Raw genomic sequence first — 827 nt, 5'->3', positions numbered from 1 at the left:
TCTGGGGGGTGACAAGGTGCTTGATGGCCTTGAGGGTGGCCTCGGTGGCTGCCACGGGGACTGCCACTAGCACAATGTCGGCGCCCGCCACAGCCAGTAGCGCGGAAGGCGCCTCGACGTCGATCACGCCCAGCTGGCGGGCGCGGTCGGTGGTGGAGGGCGACTTGCTGTAGCCCACCACGCGTTTGACCAACCCGGCCTTCTTCATGGCCAGGGCGAATGAGCCTCCCATGAGCCCACAGCCGATCAGTCCCAATTGTTCAAACATGGCGGCTGCTCCTCAGGATGACACGGGGTAAGTGCCCAGGACCTTGTAGAACGCACACAGGCTGCGCAGTTCTTCCAGCGCCCGTGCCACGTGGGGCTGGGCGGGGTGGCCGTCGAGATCGATGTAGAAGTAGTACTCCCACTGGCCCGTGCGGGCAGGGCGCGACTCAAAGCGCGTCATGGACACACCGTGCGTCTTGAGCGGCACCAGCAGGTCGTGCACGGCGCCGGGCCGGTTGGGCACCGACACCACGAGGCTGGTGCAATCCTTGCCCGAAGGAGGCGGCGTCTGCAGCGTGTGTGGCAGGCAGATGATGGCGAAGCGGGTGCGGTTGTAGGCGTCGTCCTGGATGGCGTGGGAGACGATGTGCAAGCCAAACTGGGTGGCCGCACGCTCGCTGGAGAGGGCCGCCCAGGCCGGGTTGGTGGTGGCCAGTCGCGCGCCTTCGGCATTGCTGGACACCGGGCGGCGCTCGGCATGCGGCAGGTGCTTGGACAACCAGGCCTGGCATTGGGCCAGCGCCTGCGGATGGGCCAGCACCACCTCGATGCCTTCGAGC

The 827-nt window shown here is 67.1% G+C and carries 2 protein-coding genes; both read right to left on the bottom strand.

What is annotated here, in order from left to right:
• The coding region (locus DBR23_RS30265) for a prephenate dehydrogenase/arogenate dehydrogenase family protein (RefSeq protein ID WP_369882080.1) at positions 1-268 on the bottom strand (268 nt) is incomplete at its 3' end.
• A 12-nt stretch (positions 269-280) separates the two neighbouring features.
• Positions 281-827, bottom strand: a 547-nt coding sequence (locus tag DBR23_RS30260) for a prephenate dehydratase domain-containing protein (RefSeq protein ID WP_233250264.1), incomplete at its 5' end; no start/stop codon positions are given.

Source organism: Acidovorax sp. HMWF018 (genome assembly GCF_003061035.1).
In the GTDB taxonomy this organism is placed as follows: Bacteria; Pseudomonadota; Gammaproteobacteria; order Burkholderiales; family Burkholderiaceae_C; genus Acidovorax; species Acidovorax delafieldii.
Note: the sequence above shows the minus strand (reverse complement) of the source record. Positions and strands in the feature narration are given on the sequence as shown.